Source organism: Vibrio sp. 1078-1 (assembly GCF_033340475.1).
In genome coordinates, this window is sequence record NZ_JAWOWM010000104.1 from 1 (window position 1) to 1,030 (window position 1,030).

Here is a 1,030-nt window from a genome sequence, read left to right on the forward strand (position 1 = left end):
TCACCCGTAAAACTTCTCATGAACCTCATAATGAAGTGTCGATACTCCACGATGCGGTGCACAATGCCACCAGCATATTGAGCAATAAGTTGATCAAGCAAGGTGTCACGCTCAAAGTACCGACGATCGACCACGAGGTAAGGCTCGCCATTCACAGCGTTGAACTAGAACAAGTGCTCATCAATCTGTTCCACAACGCTGCGCAAGCGATGGATGGCTATTGTATTGATCCACAAATTTCCATCGCGATTCAATGCCACGATTCGAGCTGCGATATTCTGGTGTCAGATAACGGCCCGGGGATGTCTGACGAGGCATTGGCGAAAATCTTTGACCCGTTTTTTACCACCAAACCAGAAGGGCTCGGACTGGGTTTGACCATTTCAAAACGTATTTTAGAAAGCTATCACGGAGCGCTCAGCGCCTATAACCACCAAGGGGCGCAATCGGGTGAGTCAGGCGGCATGACCTTTGTGGTCACCGTTCCGATGGCAAACACCAGTACCACCAAACCAGTAACGGAAAACGACCATGCATAACGCAGTTATCTTTGTTGATGACGAACCACACATTCGTGATGCCGTTTCACAAGCACTACTTATCGAGGGCATTGAAGTCACTTGCTTTCCCAATGCCGTTGAAGCACTCAGAGTTATCGATGCCAATTCTCCAGCCATCATCATTACGGATATTCACATGCCGGTCATGGATGGCTTAGAGTTTATGCGTACGCTGCTGAGCAAAAATCACCACTTTCAATTCATCGTTCTAACTGGGCATGGCGACGTTAAAACGGCGGTCGAAGCGATGAAAAGCGGCGCGTACGACTTTCTGGAAAAACCATTTTCAACCGATCAACTGATGAAATCACTGAACAACGCCAGCGATAAGCTGAACTTGTTGCAAGAAAACATCTGGCTAAAGAAAGAGCTCGACATGCAAACTCATGTTGGTCCGAAAATGATTGGTCACAGTAAAGTCATGGTGAGTATTCGCCGAGCCTTAATCAGCGCACCGACGAACCAACCTC

The 1,030-nt window shown here is 47.9% G+C and carries 2 protein-coding genes; both read left to right on the top strand.

Features of this window, described 5'->3' with window-relative positions:
• Positions 1–539, top strand: a 539-nt coding sequence (locus R7190_RS25900; protein ID WP_318137683.1) for a sensor histidine kinase, incomplete at its 5' end; no start/stop codon positions are given.
• The coding region (locus R7190_RS25905; RefSeq protein ID WP_318137684.1) for a response regulator at positions 532–1,030 on the top strand (499 nt) is incomplete at its 3' end. The genes R7190_RS25900 and R7190_RS25905, both read left to right, overlap by 8 nt.